Source organism: Pullulanibacillus camelliae, assembly GCF_014642655.1.
GTDB classification, from domain to species: Bacteria; Bacillota; Bacilli; order Bacillales; family Sporolactobacillaceae; genus Pullulanibacillus; species Pullulanibacillus camelliae.
On the sequence record NZ_BMIR01000019.1, the window covers coordinates 21,401 to 36,286 of the forward strand.

The following is a 14,886-nucleotide window of genomic DNA, read 5'->3' on the forward strand; positions in this document are numbered from 1 at the left end:
ACCACGAGATCAGTAACGACATTCTTTATTTAATCATGGCTTTCACTTGGCATGAACAGCAATGTATCCACGAGTGGAGCTTATTGTTAGGCTAGTTTTTCTAATATTGCACGCTTCCCTGCATATAGTTTTAATAGGACAGGCTGATTAAGCAAAGATGCATTCGAGAAGGGAACGTGTGCGTGATGTTAGTGCGAGTCTTTTTTTTATTCCTCGGCTTTGGCTTTGCGGTTGTCGGTGGTGTGACAATCATTGCTTTTTTGAATGTGATGACAACGGGTGAAGGCTTTTATGGGTATATCCAATTTATGTTAGAACGTGTAGAAACCTACCTGTTCTTTGCTGGGCTTGTGATGATGTGGTTAAGCATTTATTTTCCGTCTTTTAAATAGTTAAGGAAAATTATCCAATTCAGTTAAAAGTTTAATTTCATGAGAATAAATCGCTCTATACATGCCCATACTGATTGAAAAATAGTAAAAAGTGAGGGACGATAATCATGGAACTCATTGGTGATGTATGGGTGAATTGGTTTGAAGGAGAAGAAAATGGCTATAATGTCTGCGAATTTCATGAATGGCGAAAGCATGACTTTATAGAGCTGCTTGACCAAGTCCCGTTACTCAAGGTCGAGAAGGCGTTATTTGACTATATCGAGAACGATCTGCGGGCCCTTCCAGATCAACTGCTGGAAGATGTAAAAAATAAAAGTTACATAAGAAAGAATAGTCAAAGAGAAGTGATTGAATATTGCTTTATCGCGACAGATGGGTACCGTCATATTGTCGTTGATACATTGGGGTATAGTGTACCTATCCGCAAAAGTCGCCTCATCCCTCGTCAAGAAAAACACGTGCTTGAAAAGGCTGCTGAAATGGATTATAGCGTCTATTCCATTGGCGATGATGAGGGGCCAAAGGAATATCATATTTTATCTCCACATCCAGAATGGATGGGTGGTCTTACCCGAAAAGAGCGGCAGTTAAAACAAATTTTGCTCATGGCCTTGGACCAATTGCGTTCAGTCGGTAGCTTGCAGGAAATGCGCTATTGGTACACGGAATGGTTCCCTAAGCAATATCATGAAAGTCGCACAATGTCTTTTGATGAGGCATGGGAAAAACTATTTGAAGAGGTCAAAAAAGGCTGGTCACAAAAGCATCTTGATTTTTGTGAGCGGATGATCAAAGGACAGCCCTATTTTGAAAAGGTTTGGGAATTGGAAAACACAGAGAAAGTGAAATAATATGTAGTAAACGGGGAGTGAGAATGAAAACTCGCTCCCGGACATATTAATAAAAGAAGGATAGAATTAAGGAAATAATAAAGAAGATGGCACCGTATAGAATAAGCAGTTTTACCCACATTGGCAAAGGCTTGCCACTAGGGTTAAATTCAGAAGATGACTCTGCTTTTCGATTATAATAGACTTCTTCCTCGCTTTGGTTGAGCTCATCAACTCTTCTTTGTCCATTGGACTTAAAAAAACGCTTGAAGCTTGTTCCAAAAATATTAAAAAAACCTCCGTAAAAAACAAACAAGCTAAATCCCACGAGTAAATAAACAATACCTACGAATGATAATCCATTGATAACTGTAAGAAAAGTCAAACTATTAATAGCGATATAGATTAGAAAAAAGAGGATCGCTATTCCTAAAATCCAAAAAGATTTAAATTTTAATATAGACACATGGTTCGCTCCTTTTCACTGTTATTTTAACATGAACCATTATTTACTGACAATTTTCTAGTGAGTTCTGGTTACTTTTACCTAAAACAATTTACATATAATGCTAATTCGCACAGGGCAATCGTGTATTATGTAGAAATTTTAGTGATAAAACACATAGGAAAAAAGTCCTATTTTTTAAAATGAATAACGCAATAAAAAAAGGAATATGAGCAAAATACCTAAAAAAAACTATACAAAAATTAGTGAAAACTTGTATAATAGCACTATCGATGATTTTTATTGTCTGAAAGATTTGAAATCATCGTTTATTTCAGCTTAGATAGCTAAAGAAAAATAGGGAGGTCATTTTACATGAAAAGAAAAGCCAAGTGGTCATTCTTGGCGACCATTCTTCTTGCCTTTGCTCTTGTATTAAGTGCATGTAGCAGCGGTAAAAGTGGTAGCTCAAAAGACAGTGGGTCAAAAGACGCAGGTAGTTCCAATGAACTCGCTGATAAACAAGTGTTAAACGTTGCATCTAACAACGATATTCCAACCTTGGATTATACGCAAACAACAGATACAACTTCTAATGGTATCCTAGAACAAGTGCAAGCTGGTTTAACACGCATGCATAATGACAAAGTTCAATTTGACTTGGCTAAAGGCGAGCCAAAGGTTAGCGACGACAAGAAAGTTTATACTTTTACATTGCGTGACGCTAAATGGTCAGATGGCAAGCCTGTCACTGCTCAACAGTTTGTTTACGGTTGGCAGCATGAAAACGATCCTAAATCAAAACCACTATACAATTTCTTATTTGCATCCACATTCATTAAGAATGCAGCAAAAATTCAAGATCCAAAAAGTGATATGTATGGCAAAGTCGATCAATTAGGCATCAAAGCGATTGACGATAAAACACTGCAAATCACTCTCGAAAAGCCTGCTCCACAATTTTTCTTGAGCATGCTTTCACAGCCTGAATTCTTTCCACAACGCCAAGACATCATTGAAAAATATGGCGATAAATACGGTTCAAGTGCCGACAGCATTATTTCAGATGGCCCATTCAAATTGGCAAGCTGGAAGCAAGGCTCAAGCTATAGCTTAGAGAAAAATGATAGCTACTGGAATGCGGATAGCATTAAAGTAGAACAAGTTAACGTTAATATCGTTAAAGAGCTTTCCACACGGGTAAACTTGTATGACACGGGTAAAACCGATACAGTTGTTCTTTCTGGTGACTTTATCGCTCAGGAAAAAGCAAAAAATCCTGATGAAGTTAAAAAAGGTTTAACTTCTGGTACAGAATTCTTGTACATTAACCAAAAAACCAATAAATACTTAAAGAACCTTAATCTTCGTAAAGCGATCAACGCTGCGATCAATAGAAAAGACTTCACAGATGTCTTACTAAAAGACGGTTCTATTCCATCGAACTTTGTAGTACCAAAAGACTTCGTGCAAAGTCCTGATGGCAAAGACTTCCGCTCTGATAATCCTGACGGGTATCCTGCTGGTAGCGAAAGCGATGCTAAGAAATTCTGGGATCAAGCGAAGAAAGAGCTGGGTGTCAGCAGCATCAACCTTACATTGCTCACCCCTGATGGCGACAGCTATAAAAAATGGGATGAGTACATTGCGAACCAAATCAGCAAAAACCTTAAAGGCGTGAAGGTAACGATCAACCAACAGCCATGGGGCAACTACCTCAAATTGAATCAGTCCTTTAAGTTCGATTTGGCGTTCAGTGGCTGGTTCCCTGACTATCGTGACCCAATGACTTACCTTGATATGTGGACATCGAACAATCCACAAAACACAACAGGTTGGTCGGATAAGAAGTTTGATAGCCTGATCGCTCAAGCTAATGATCAAACGGATGACAATGCTAAGCGTTGGCAAACGATGCTTGATGCTGAAAAAGAAATGATGTCACAATATCCAATTGTACCATTGTTCCAACAAGGTCAAACTTGGGTTGAAAAGAAATATGTTAAAGGTTTAGATTACCCATTATATGGTCCACAAATTGACTATACAGGTGTATCGATCCTTAAACATTAATCAATAGTCGTGAATTGAACAGCAATTGAAAGAAGAAGTGTGGCAGGAGGGTAAATGTCGTCACGGCATTTACTCTCTTTTTAAGTGTAAATGTTGCCATACCACGCTATTATCTTGACATAATAGCTAGAAAACAAGACAATAGAGTTATCTGTTATTATGGGAGGTGTCGAATTGGCTAGATATATCGCGAAAAGAATTGTGTATATGATTATTACATTTTTAGTAGTCATAACATTTACTTTTCTCACTATGAAATTAATGCCTGGGACCCCGTTTAAAAATCAAAACCGTATCAGCCCTGAGCAATTGGCACAGCTGAAACACTACTACGGGCTCGATCAGCCGGTTCCTATTCAATACCTGCATTATATAGGAAACGCGCTGCACGGTGATTTAGGAGGCTCCTTTCAGTTTGGAATGCGTCCGGTAACGACCATTTTAGCTGAAAAAGCGCCAGTTTCATTCGACCTTGGGTTTGAAGCAGTTATCATTGGTGCAATTTTCGGAATTTTACTTGGTGTTATTGCAGGTCTTCGCAGAGGAACGATATTGGATTATGGAACGATGTTCATTTCAGTTCTCGGTATTTCCATCCCTTCATTTGTACTAGCTGTATTTATGCAATACTTTTTCGGTGTAAAGTGGCAGCTTTTGCCTCTCGCCTATTGGAAGGGCCCTGAATATCACATTATGCCAGTCATCGCCTTAGCGGTTGGTGTTGTCGCTAATGTCGCGCGCTTCATGCGTACAGAAATGGTTGAAGTGGTTAATCAGGACTATATTACAACGGCGAGAGCAAAGGGCATCAGCTCATTCAACGTTATTTTCAAGCATTCTGTGCGCAATGCTTTAATTCCAGTCATCACCATTCTCGGACCACTTACAGCTGCAATTGTGACAGGCTCTCTCGTTATCGAAAATATCTTTGCAATTCCTGGTATCGGCTCACAATTTGTGGATTCCATCGTAACCAATGATTACCCAATGATCATGGGAACAACAGAACTTTATAGTGCCCTTCTCATCATCATGATCTTTATCGTTGATATTCTATATGGTGTGATTGATCCAAGAATTCGGTTGGCTGGAGGAGAGTAATCTATGGCTCTATCAAATAATGAAATCACAAAGGAAATGTTTGAACCCGTTGCTATGAGCAGTAGTGAAAGTGAAGCGATTGTCGGTAAAAGCACGAGTTTTTGGAAGGATTCCTTTCAAAGGCTATTAAGAAATAAAGGGGCCGTCATCTCCGCCATCATTCTATTGCTTATCGTCCTGATGGCCTTGATTGGTCCAACGATGAACAAATATGGCATTGATGATCAAGATGTGGTTCGCCAAAACTTGCCTGCAAAAATCCCTGGACTTGATAAGATTCATTGGTTGCCTTTCGATGGTGTTGAAAACAATGTTGATCTTTATCAAACTCAGCATGCTAAAGATAACTTTTGGTTTGGAACGGATGACCTAGGCCGTGATCTGTGGACAAGAACTTGGAAAGGAACACAGGTTTCGCTCTTTATTGCTGTTGTTGCGGCGGCTATCGATCTTCTCATCGGTGTTGCTTATGGCGGAATTTCTGCGTATTTTGGCGGAAAAGTCGATAATGTATTGCAAAGAATCGTTGAGGTTATCATCGGGATTCCCAACCTAGTTATTATTATTCTGATGATTTTGATACTGCAGCCAGGACTGGTGTCGATTATTGTTGCGATGGTTATCACCGGTTGGGTGACGATGTCGCGGATTGTTCGCGCCCAGATGCTGAAGCTGAAGTCAGAAGAATATGTACTTGCATCAAGAACATTAGGAGCATCACACTCGCGTATCATTAGCCGACATTTATTGCCGAACACACTTGGACAAATCATCATTAACACAATGTTCACCATTCCAAGTGCGATCTTCTTTGAAGCTTTCTTAAGCTTTATCGGTTTAGGGATTAAAGATCCAGTGGCTTCTCTTGGTTCGCTTATTAATAGGGGATATGGCGTGATGCAAATTCATCCGTATCAGGTTATTTTTCCGGGAATCGTCATCAGCTTGCTATTAATCTGCTTTAACATTCTTGGTGATGGGTTACGCGATGCTTTCGATCCTAAATTGAGACAATAGGAGTGATAGAAATGGAAAACATTTTAGAAGTGAATGATCTACATGTCTCTTTTAAAACCCATCGCGGTGAAGTTAAAGCGGTAAGAGGAGTGAATCTTACTCTAAAGAAAGGCGAGGCTTTAGCGATTGTCGGCGAGTCTGGCTCTGGTAAATCGGTCACGACAAAAGCCATTATGGGACTTTTGCCAAAGCCGGCTGGACGTGTTAAAAGTGGTGAGGTTTTATTTAATGAAAGAGATTTGACGAAGCTCTCTGATAAACAAATGCAAAAGCTCAGAGGTTCTGAGATTTCAATGATCTTCCAGGATCCAATGACTTCATTGAATCCGACGATGACCATTGGCAAGCAAATTATGGAGGGAATCAGACGCCATCAAAACTTAAGCAAGGCAGATGCCAAGAAACGTGCCATTGAATTGCTTGAATTAGTGGGTATTCCCAATCCTGAAGAACGGGTTAAACAGTACCCGCACCAATTTTCTGGTGGGATGCGACAAAGAGTGGTCATTGCCATTGCACTGGCCTGTAACCCTAAGGTGCTGATTGCGGATGAGCCTACAACGGCTTTAGACGTGACCATCCAAGCACAAATTTTAGATCTGATGAAGGATCTTCAGAAAAAGACCAATACTTCGATTGTCTTAATCACACACGACCTCGGTGTTGTCGCCAATATGGCTCAGCGAGTCGCGGTCATGTATGGTGGTAAGGTCATCGAAACAGGGACAGTAGATGAAATTTTCTATGAGCCAAAGCACCCTTATACGTGGGGTTTATTATCATCTATGCCACGGGTAGATTCAAAAAATAGTGAATTACTTGCTATTCCGGGAACACCTCCTGACTTATCTAATCCACCGAAAGGCTGTCCTTTTGCAGCGCGTTGTCCACACGCGATGAAGGTATGTACTGAATTTATGCCTGACTACAGTGATGTGTCAGATACGCATAAAACAGCTTGCTGGTTACAGGATGAACGATCGCCAAAGGTGGAACCACCGGAAACGATCCAAGTTGGAGGTGACCGTTAATGGCGAATACAGTTGAGCAAGAAAAGCTTATTGAAGTAAAAAATTTAAAAAAGCACTTTAAAGTTGGCGGTAAGGCAACACTTAAAGCTGTTGATGATGTAAGCTTTCATATATATAAAGGGGAAACCTTTGGCTTGGTTGGTGAATCTGGATGCGGTAAATCGACAACAGGTCGTACGCTGATTCGTTTGTATGATGCGACAGATGGTGAAGTCCTCTTTGATGGTGAAAATGTTCATGGCAAAAAATCATCTAAAGAGTTAAAAGCATTAAATCGCAAAATGCAAATGATCTTCCAGGATCCTTATGCTTCTTTAAATCCGCGTATGACAGTTGAAGATATTATTGCTGAAGGTATTGATATTCATAACCTAGCGAGTAATAAGCAAGAACGCAGGCAGAAAGTCATTGAACTATTAGAAACGGTTGGTCTGAATAGCGAACACGCCACACGTTATGCCCACGAATTCAGTGGTGGTCAAAGACAGCGTATCGGGATTGCCCGAGCTCTTGCGGTTGATCCTGACTTTATCATTGCGGATGAACCAATCTCTGCTTTGGATGTTTCCATCCAAGCACAGGTGGTTAATCTTATGCAGAAGCTACAAAAGGAACGTGGCCTCACTTATTTGTTCATTGCCCATGATTTATCAATGGTGAAACATATAAGCGATCGTGTAGGTGTTATGTATCTCGGTAAAATGGCTGAAGTTGCAGGCAGTGATGAGCTTTATGATAATCCACTCCATCCTTATACTCAAGCCTTATTATCAGCGATACCTGTTCCAGATCCTAACTATGAACGCAGTCGTGAGCGCATCATACTAGAAGGCGATGTGCCAAGTCCGGTCAATCCACCAAGTGGTTGCCGCTTCCGAACACGCTGTCCTCTTGCAACAGAGGTATGTGCAAATGTTGTACCAAGATGGACAGAGGCAGAAAAAGACCATTGGGTTGCTTGTCATATCTACGATGACGAATACAAACACGATTTTAAATAAAGAAGCTAATTTAAAAAGAGAGAACCTCAGGGTTCTCTCTTTTTAATGAGAACACGCCTGAGAAAGAAGAAGTTTTTCAGTGAAGTAATGAAGTCCTCTGCTAAAAAAATATTTCGCATCTATGGCACGTCCACAGCGAGCTCGGCAGGGGAATGTACTATCCTGAGTAGCTCAGCTGATTTATGTTTCCAATCTCGGAAGGCTAGTAGTGGCGGAGTCTTTAAAAAAGCTTGTCTATGAAGTGGGAGGACTTATTATAAGGAGAGAGGCCATGCTTTATCGTTTATTTTTTCTTTTCTTATCAAAGATGTAATAAATGAAAACAATGATGGTTACCCAGAGGATGAGTTGCAAGAGCCAAGAGGGAACGGCTTGGGTCAGCATTTGGATACCAATGAGCAGTAATAATAGTATGACACATCCAATGGAAAGTTTCTGAAACAAATAGGACATCCTTTCTTTTTGCACTATAGTCAAGCTATCATGTAATAGGTAGTGACAGCTCTGATAATTAAGCCACTTTACTATCTATTTTATCATAGAATGGCAGCCCCTTTTTTTTAATTTCTGGTCATGAGGACGGTGCGCGATTCCGCTCCAGGCAGCTCGCCTTAAGCCTCCTCGCGCCTTCGCGCTGCTAAGGTCTTACTGATCTCCCACTTCCCGGAGGCGTCTCGCGCCTTGCGCTCACATCCACTTGACCAGGTAATGAAGCCTCTTTCATATTGGATGATGCTCTATACTAAGGACAAGGACCAGGCATGCTCTTCGCCCGGTTTTTCTTAATCGCAATTGACAAATTATTATGATTTGTATAAACTGTAATTAACCCTTCACATAAATTGTGAAGGGTTAATTATTTCTCCTTTATCTCCCACCTTGATCCCATTTCTTTTAAATAAAGTGTTCAATGCGTAAAGATTGAATCACTTTCACATAATAAATGAAAAAAGTGAGGCAAAAAATGAATTGGTACGAAAAGCTTAATGACTATTTTCCCGTTGAAGAAATGAAATCAAAGCAGCATATGGAAATATTGCTTAGAGATAAACCAGAAATGTATCACAAGGATGAAGGACCTTATCATGTTTTAATGTACGTTGAGACGAAGGAGTTTGTTTTCATTGACTACCTTTGGGTATCCAGTAAGTCAAGAGGACAGGGCATTGGGCATCAATTAATTGAAAAGACAAAGCAAAAAAAGAAACCGATTATTTTAGAAGTCGAGCCAGTGAATTATGAGGATAGTGACAGTCAGAAACGTCTTCGTTTTTATAAACGAGAGGGCTTTAAGCATGCGGTTTCCATTGGGTACAGGCGCCGTAGTCTGGCTACAAATGAGGTCAATGAGTTGGAAATTCTTTATTGGTCACCGACAGATGAATCAGAAGCAAGCATTCTCAATAAGATGAAAAAAACGTATGAAGAAATTCATACGTATATGGATAAGGAAATTTATGGGGAATCTTATGAATCGGTCGATAAGGTCTTGACAATTGATGAGGATAAGACCGACAATATACTTGAGTCGAATTAAAAAATGCCAACGCAGTAATAAAAAAAGAATGAGTGGGATGGCTTATCAAGCATGTCAGACGAGCAAGCCCGGATGATTAAGGGTTTCTGATATAAGGGAGTGGATAAAGAATGAAGCCTAAAGTATACGCTAAGAAGAAGCGTCGTGATGCACTGAAGAAGTGGCTAAAAGAGCGTTTAGGCAGTTGGCAGCCTAAAGAAAAACAGTCTCCAACTTCCACTCATTCGAAATTAAGTGCTTAAGAGAGCCGATTAGGGCTCCTTTTTTTCACTTTAAGAAAGCATAAACTGTCGCCTTTTCAGCCTCTCTTTTTTACTGGGAGCGCCTAACTAATTGATAATCATTTAGCTGTTCACTCACGCGACAATGATTACGATCTCCGCTCAACGGGATGTGTGTAAAATTTTTTAAATTCAGGTTTTAGCGGCTTAAAATGGGGTATAAAACTAATAATAGATTCATAGAATTGAATTTAGGCACTAGCCAAATTAGAAATATTATAATATAATAATGATAGAGGTTCTCAACACAATAAGTGCCAATCCTTTAAGGAGGTTTTCAAATGGTCACTTTATATACATCACCGAGTTGTACATCATGTCGTAAAGCCAAAGCATGGTTGCAAGAACATGAAATACCTTTTAATGAACGCAATATTTTCTCTGAGCCATTGAGCATAGAGGAGATTAAAGGTGTATTGAAAATGACTGAAGATGGAACCGATGAGATCATTTCCACACGGTCTAAAGCCTTTCAAGAACTCAATGTTCAATTGGATACGATGCCTCTACAAGATTTGTACGAATTGATTCAAAACAATCCTGGACTACTTAGAAGACCTATCTTAATTGATGAAAAGCGTCTGCAAGTAGGTTATAATGACGATGAAATACGACGCTTTTTACCTAGGAAGGTTCGTACTTTTCAGCTCCAAGAAGCACAGAGAATGGTTAACTAAAAAGGAAAAGCACTTTTTTCAAAAAGTGCTTTTTGTTTTGAGGCTGGGACAGAAGGATTCAGCTCATAGAGCATCCGAACGCATTCACAGTTTTGAAGGGGTGCGTTTGGAGTTTTGAGCGAGTGATGAAGCGCTCCGTCAAAACACTTCGCTTTCCACGGACACCGCCTCAGGCGTGCAGGATGCGCTAGCTTCGGTGTTCGACGCACCATCAGGGTTCCCGAAGAGGACTTTTTGCTTTTTGGGGTGGTAGTGATGTGTGAGCTTCGGTGCTGTCACATGGATGTGACGTACTTAAGCGAAGTGCCTTGAAAATGTAAGAGACTTAGACTACTAAGAGGCCCTGTTCCTGCGTCTGCTAGACTTGCTTTGTCGTCAACGTCCTCAAAACAACGTGTCGTTTAGTCGTGAAGTAACGCTGGCCCCGTTCCCACAGGTGTCTCCGTATTTTGACTGCGCTTTTAGTTTCCCTGCCACTTTTATAATATTACCGTTCGGTATTAGGATGAGTCGTTTTGTCTCACCCTCTTTTTGTTTTTCCATTTATTGATAATAATTTTCTTTAAATAGATTATTTTTTAGCCATCCGGTAAATAACACGATTAGGATAATAGAAGTGGTCAAGAGCGTTTTAAATTTTGGATGGGCAATGAAAAAGGAGTGAATCATCGGTTCATTGATGATCATGCTTGCTGCCGTATAGCCGAGAACGCCGCCACCAAGATAGATCAACCCAGGCAGGTGATCCATCGCTGTGAGGATCACTTTACTTCCCCAAATAATGATGGGGACAGAAAAGCAGAGACCAATGATCACTAAGATAAGATTTCCGTTTGAAGCGCCTGCAATGCCTAAGATATTATCCAGACCCATGATCAAGTCAGCGATAACAATCGTTCGGATAGCAGCAAATAGTGATGTCCCAGACTTAATATGGATGTCTTCATCTTTATCAGCGATGAGTTTATAGGCAATAAAAACAAGTAAGAGACCACCACAAAGCAGTAAATATGGAATTTGTAAAAGCGATAGGGTAATAGCTGTTAATAGGACGCGAAGAATAATTGCAAGACCTGTACCCATAAATATGGCTTTATTTCGTCGTTTTTCTGGAAGTCTGCGACAAGCAAGGGCGATGACAACCGCATTATCACCCCCGAGAATGACATCGATTAAAATAATATTGAGAATGGCTAGGATCATTTCACTTGAAAATTCCATGCAGAGCGCCCCTTTCTAGGACAATCATATGCACACTTGTCCGCAATATGCCTTTAAGGGGTTCTAAAATTTGGCCGAGCATTGGTAATGGTTAAGCTGAACTGGCCTATTGAAACTTTGGAGAAGGTCAGGAGCTTAAGCACAAAGATGAGGTTTGGTGTGTTTTCTTTATCATGAAGAAGGGAATACTTCATATAATGGATTAAACCCTTTGAGATCGAAGGTGATCTTTGTTACGATCACGTGAGCAAGGCGTTCATGGAATTTTATTTATCTGAAGTTTTTTTATTTCATTTGTCGGGAATTTATCATACAATAGAGTTATAAGCATGTGAGAGCAAAAGGGTGTCATATTGATCCAGTTGTCTAACCCCTTTTTATAGACAATGATCTATAGCAGGTACTAAAAGACAATGATAATTTGCTCCCGACTTATCAAAATAAAAGGAAGGGAGAGAGAAGAATGGAAATCGAGCGCGTCAATGATTACACTTTGAAATTTTTCGTCAGCTATCTTGATATTGAAGACCGTGGTTTCGACCGTGAAGAAATTTGGTATAACCGTGAACGTGGTGAAGAGCTTTTCTGGGACATTCTAGATGAGGCCTATCATAAGGAAGAATTTCCAGTTGAAGGTCCATTATGGATTCAGGTGCAAGCGTTTGAAAAGGGATTAGAGATTTTGGTTACCCGTGCCCAGTTGTCTAAAGATGGAACAAAGCTGGAGCTTCCCATTGCCCAGGATAAGCACCTAGATATTCCGGTGAATGAAGATTGGGAAAGCATTCTTACAGAAAAATTACAAGACGATGAATCTGATCAAGATTCTACTGTGGAAGAAGACGAGCTGTCGTTTCTCATCTCCTTTAATGATATTGAAGATGCTATAAGTTTGAGCCATGCGATCAATGACAACTTCATTGAAACCAGCCTGTATCATTTTGATCACTCCTATTATATGTATTTTTCATTTAATCAGGAATTCACAGAATTTGAACAAGAAAATGATCTCAGTCTCATTTTAGAATATGGTGACGAGACGGATATGACCTTAGACTATATTCAGGAATATGGAAAAGTGGTTATTGAGGATCAGGCTTTGAGCACGCTTAAACACTATTTTAATAAGGAATAAGTCCAGATAAGGGCACCTCAATTTTTTGAGGTTGCCTTTTTTTATACATCAGGTTTGGCTCTTTTAAATAAAATGGTTCAGCTGACCCAAAATGATAACAAATCAAAAGGACAAGCTTTCAAATCAAAGCGTCAGTGTAGCCTAAGCGTATGTCATTTAAACAAAGTGAACCTTAAAACGATAAAAAGCCTTGCTAATGGTTTTTACTTTATAAAATTTCTAGGACGAAAAATGAAAGGATAACAGTCGTTAAGCCCCTTCGTTCAACTAATGTCAAATAAGAGAAATCTTTCCGCGATGCTAAAAAAGCTAAATTCAATCTATTGATTAAAGGGAATAAATGTTCTATACTTAATATATGCCAAACATTTCCTCGTCTTATCATCTTCCTAAATCCATTCAAAGGCTTTTACAATTCCATGTTGTGATGTAAACTAATGAGATGAAAGTTATTTTAAAATCAAAAGAAGGCGAAGCCTTTTTTGATGAGCTTAAGGAGTTTTCGGCGAATGAAAAGGCAAGCACAATTGCTATTACTTGTTGTTATCGCTGTATTTGTGCTTTTTTATTTGCAGCACTGGCAACAGTGGATCCTAAATACCTTAAATATAGGCTTGTCTTTAACGGTTGTATTTATTGGCATTATCATCTTCTTAGAGAATCGAAATCCTACAAAGACAATAACCTGGTTAATGCTTCTCGCACTGTTCCCGATTGTTGGCTTTATTTTTTACATCGCGTTCGGCCAAAGCTACCGTAAAAAACGGTTATTTCGCAAGCGTGCCTATTTGGAAGAGTTGTCTTTTGAATCGTCTACTGCTTCAGGTGCTATTGATCATGATAAGCTACAGCTCATGGGTGATCATCAGCAATCAACTCTCCGTTTAGCGCAAAGGCTGGGGCAATATCCTGTGTCATTTGCCACAGAAACCCGTGTGTTAACAAATGGGGATGTCACCTTTCGGGAAATCATTAATGCCATCAGCAAGGCCAAGCATCATATTCATCTCGAGTATTACATCATTCGCAATGATGGATTAGGAAATGAAATTCGCGATCTGCTGATTGAAAAAGCAGAAGAAGGGGTAGAGGTGCGTCTGCTTTATGATTCGGTTGGAAGCTGGAAATTATCCAAAAAATACCTTGATGATCTAAAAAAAGCAGGCATTTCGGTTGTTCCATTCTTTCCTGTGAAGCTGCCATTTTTTAACCATAAAATCAATTTCCGCAATCATCGCAAAATTGTTGTTATTGATGGGGAGGTTGGCTTTACGGGTGGATTAAATATTGGCGATGAGTATTTGGGCAAAAATAAAGCGTTTGGTTTTTGGCGTGATACGCATTTGATGGTGAAAGGGGAAGCGGTAAAGAGCTTACAGGCTATTTTCTTGCAGGACTGGTATTACATGACCGGTGAGTTTGTCAGCGATGCGAGTTATTTTAGTGGTAAGCCAGTTCATAAAGAGGGGAATGGTGCAGTCCAACTCGTTTCTTCCTCGCCAGATGATGAATGGGAGGTCATTAAAAACCTGTTTTTTTCGATGATTGTTTCAGCCAAGCATTCGATTTGGATTGCATCCCCTTACCTGATTCCCGATGAGGATATTTTAAGTGCCCTTAAGGTGGCTGCTCTAGGTGGGATCGATGTTAAATTGCTTGTGCCAAAGCATCCGGATAAACGCATCGTGTTCTATGCCTCTCACTCATATTTTCCTGAGCTGCTTGAAGCTGGTGTGAAAATTTATGAATACCAAAATGGCTTTATGCACAGCAAAGTAATTATCGTTGATAATGAACTAGCCTCTATAGGGACAGCTAATATGGATATGCGCAGTTTTCATCTGAATTTCGAGGTTAATGCCTTTTTATACCGGACAGAAAGCACGATTCAATTAGTGGCCGATTATATTGATGATCTAGAGAACGCAGCATTAATTGACTGGGAAAGCTTTAAGAAACGGCCTATTCTTATCAGGGTATTTGAATCCACTTCAAGATTACTCTCCCCATTATTATAAGTGTTCCTCTACACGCCTTTTCTTTTTTCAAGTCTTGTCATTCATGCTTTGATTGAGGCAGGGAAAATAGACCTGCCTCCCCTCCCTGAAAAATCTATAAACTCTCCGTAAATAAACTATTACT

The 14,886-nt window shown here is 39.8% G+C and carries 15 protein-coding genes; 12 read left to right on the top strand and 3 right to left on the bottom strand.

Annotated elements, in window-relative coordinates:
* The first annotated feature begins 185 nt into the window (after positions 1 to 185).
* Both IEW82_RS15870 and IEW82_RS15875 read left to right on the top strand, forming a co-directional pair.
* Entirely contained in the window at positions 186 to 392 is a 207-nt protein-coding gene (locus tag IEW82_RS15870) for a YuzI family membrane protein (protein WP_188696898.1), read from the top strand.
* A gap of 107 nt (positions 393 to 499) precedes the next feature.
* The gene (locus IEW82_RS15875) at positions 500 to 1,246 is read left to right on the top strand and encodes a YjbA family protein (RefSeq protein WP_188696702.1); all 747 of its coding nucleotides are present in this window, start codon (positions 500 to 502) and stop codon (positions 1,244 to 1,246) included.
* Positions 1,247 to 1,292: 46 nt separating this feature from the next.
* On the opposite strand, the gene IEW82_RS15880 is transcribed toward IEW82_RS15875, so the two are convergent.
* Positions 1,293 to 1,691, bottom strand: a complete 399-nt coding sequence (locus IEW82_RS15880) for a DUF3899 domain-containing protein (protein WP_188696705.1) — start codon at positions 1,689 to 1,691, stop codon at positions 1,293 to 1,295.
* A gap of 354 nt (positions 1,692 to 2,045) precedes the next feature.
* Between IEW82_RS15880 and IEW82_RS15885 the strand changes: the two genes are divergently transcribed.
* The 5 genes from IEW82_RS15885 to IEW82_RS15905 all read left to right on the top strand — a co-directional run bounded on the left by IEW82_RS15885 (position 2,046) and on the right by IEW82_RS15905 (position 7,893).
* Complete coding sequence (locus tag IEW82_RS15885; RefSeq protein WP_188696707.1) at positions 2,046 to 3,743, top strand: peptide ABC transporter substrate-binding protein; 1,698 nt, start codon at positions 2,046 to 2,048, stop codon at positions 3,741 to 3,743.
* 174 nt (positions 3,744 to 3,917) lie between these two features.
* A complete protein-coding gene (locus IEW82_RS15890) occupies positions 3,918 to 4,844 on the top strand; it encodes an ABC transporter permease (protein WP_188696710.1) in 927 nt (308 codons plus the stop codon).
* Between the two features lie 3 nt (positions 4,845 to 4,847).
* Positions 4,848 to 5,861: an oligopeptide ABC transporter permease gene (opp3C, locus tag IEW82_RS15895; protein ID WP_188696714.1), complete on the top strand. Its 1,014-nt coding sequence runs from the start codon at positions 4,848 to 4,850 to the stop codon at positions 5,859 to 5,861.
* An 11-nt stretch (positions 5,862 to 5,872) separates the two neighbouring features.
* Entirely contained in the window at positions 5,873 to 6,892 is a 1,020-nt protein-coding gene (locus tag IEW82_RS15900) for an ABC transporter ATP-binding protein (protein ID WP_188696717.1), read from the top strand.
* Positions 6,892 to 7,893 (top strand): ABC transporter ATP-binding protein, encoded by a 1,002-nt coding sequence (locus tag IEW82_RS15905; protein WP_188696730.1) that lies wholly within the window; start codon positions 6,892 to 6,894, stop codon positions 7,891 to 7,893. Before IEW82_RS15900 ends, IEW82_RS15905 begins: the two co-directional genes overlap by 1 nt.
* Before the next feature lie 276 nt (positions 7,894 to 8,169).
* On the opposite strand, the gene IEW82_RS15910 is transcribed toward IEW82_RS15905, so the two are convergent.
* Positions 8,170 to 8,337 (bottom strand): hypothetical protein, encoded by a 168-nt coding sequence (locus tag IEW82_RS15910; RefSeq protein ID WP_188696733.1) that lies wholly within the window; start codon positions 8,335 to 8,337, stop codon positions 8,170 to 8,172.
* A gap of 520 nt (positions 8,338 to 8,857) precedes the next feature.
* Here IEW82_RS15910 and IEW82_RS15915 point away from each other — a divergent pair.
* The 3 genes from IEW82_RS15915 (at position 8,858) to spxA (ending at position 10,388) form a co-directional block, all read left to right on the top strand.
* Positions 8,858 to 9,430 (top strand): GNAT family N-acetyltransferase, encoded by a 573-nt coding sequence (locus tag IEW82_RS15915; protein ID WP_188696736.1) that lies wholly within the window; start codon positions 8,858 to 8,860, stop codon positions 9,428 to 9,430.
* A gap of 110 nt (positions 9,431 to 9,540) precedes the next feature.
* Positions 9,541 to 9,672, top strand: coding sequence for a hypothetical protein (locus IEW82_RS20260; RefSeq protein WP_268237390.1), 132 nt, complete (start codon positions 9,541 to 9,543; stop codon positions 9,670 to 9,672).
* 320 nt (positions 9,673 to 9,992) lie between these two features.
* Complete coding sequence (gene spxA / locus IEW82_RS15920) at positions 9,993 to 10,388, top strand: transcriptional regulator SpxA (protein WP_188696738.1); 396 nt, start codon at positions 9,993 to 9,995, stop codon at positions 10,386 to 10,388.
* Between the two features lie 543 nt (positions 10,389 to 10,931).
* Here the strand turns inward: spxA and IEW82_RS15925 are convergent.
* Complete coding sequence (locus IEW82_RS15925; RefSeq protein WP_188696740.1) at positions 10,932 to 11,609, bottom strand: TerC family protein; 678 nt, start codon at positions 11,607 to 11,609, stop codon at positions 10,932 to 10,934.
* 463 nt (positions 11,610 to 12,072) lie between these two features.
* On the opposite strand from IEW82_RS15925, the gene mecA reads away from it, so the two are divergent.
* Together mecA and cls are read left to right on the top strand one after the other, a co-directional pair.
* Positions 12,073 to 12,744 (top strand): adaptor protein MecA, encoded by a 672-nt coding sequence (gene mecA / locus IEW82_RS15930; protein WP_188696742.1) that lies wholly within the window; start codon positions 12,073 to 12,075, stop codon positions 12,742 to 12,744.
* A gap of 509 nt (positions 12,745 to 13,253) precedes the next feature.
* Positions 13,254 to 14,762 (top strand): cardiolipin synthase, encoded by a 1,509-nt coding sequence (gene cls / locus IEW82_RS15935; protein WP_188696744.1) that lies wholly within the window; start codon positions 13,254 to 13,256, stop codon positions 14,760 to 14,762.
* Positions 14,763 to 14,886: the final 124 nt, after the last annotated feature.

Coding starts and splice junctions, on each gene's coding strand:
- IEW82_RS15870 (WP_188696898.1), top strand. CDS start 186: ATGTTAGTGCGAGTCTTTTTTTTATTCCTCGGCTTTGGCTTTGCGGTT.
- IEW82_RS15875 (WP_188696702.1), top strand. CDS start 500: ATGGAACTCATTGGTGATGTATGGGTGAATTGGTTTGAAGGAGAAGAA.
- IEW82_RS15885 (WP_188696707.1), top strand. CDS start 2,046: ATGAAAAGAAAAGCCAAGTGGTCATTCTTGGCGACCATTCTTCTTGCC.
- opp3C (WP_188696714.1), top strand. CDS start 4,848: ATGGCTCTATCAAATAATGAAATCACAAAGGAAATGTTTGAACCCGTT.
- IEW82_RS15900 (WP_188696717.1), top strand. CDS start 5,873: ATGGAAAACATTTTAGAAGTGAATGATCTACATGTCTCTTTTAAAACC.
- IEW82_RS15905 (WP_188696730.1), top strand. CDS start 6,892: ATGGCGAATACAGTTGAGCAAGAAAAGCTTATTGAAGTAAAAAATTTA.
- IEW82_RS15915 (WP_188696736.1), top strand. CDS start 8,858: ATGAATTGGTACGAAAAGCTTAATGACTATTTTCCCGTTGAAGAAATG.
- IEW82_RS20260 (WP_268237390.1), top strand. CDS start 9,541: ATGAAGCCTAAAGTATACGCTAAGAAGAAGCGTCGTGATGCACTGAAG.
- spxA (WP_188696738.1), top strand. CDS start 9,993: ATGGTCACTTTATATACATCACCGAGTTGTACATCATGTCGTAAAGCC.
- IEW82_RS15925 (WP_188696740.1), bottom strand. CDS start 11,609: ATGGAATTTTCAAGTGAAATGATCCTAGCCATTCTCAATATTATTTTA.
- mecA (WP_188696742.1), top strand. CDS start 12,073: ATGGAAATCGAGCGCGTCAATGATTACACTTTGAAATTTTTCGTCAGC.
- cls (WP_188696744.1), top strand. CDS start 13,254: ATGAAAAGGCAAGCACAATTGCTATTACTTGTTGTTATCGCTGTATTT.